Below are 351 nucleotides of genomic sequence, written 5' to 3'. Positions count from 1 at the left end.
GCAAACGTACGCTGTGTTGCCGGCTACGTGACCACGGCGTCCGGCGAACGGCTTACCTTCGCCATCATGCTCAACAACTTTGCTCGCCAGCGCGGCGATCCAAGCCCAAGCCGTCATCTCGACGCGATCATGGAATTGCTCGCTGCATTCCACGGCCATCCTTAGATTGCCAGAAAGGCTCAACGCCTTGTCAGGTCCTTTTCGATCTTCTCCGGGGTGTCATTGGGCGCATAGCGTTTGACCACATTCCCCACGGAATCGACCAGGAACTTGGTGAAGTTCCATTTGATCGACTCGCTGCCTAGCAAACCTTTAGCCTGTTTCTTCAGCCACTGGTAGAGCGGATGCGCG

General features: G+C 56.4%; 1 pseudogene. It reads right to left on the bottom strand.

Annotation, left to right across the window (positions count from 1 at the left end):
* Positions 1-179: 179 nt before the first annotated feature.
* A pseudogene (locus AC4HNJ_RS21705) lies at positions 180-351 on the bottom strand (glutathione peroxidase); the annotation flags it as partial.

This window comes from Dyella sp. SYSU CM1112, assembly GCF_058216415.1.
This window is presented reverse-complemented; position numbering and strand designations above follow the sequence as displayed.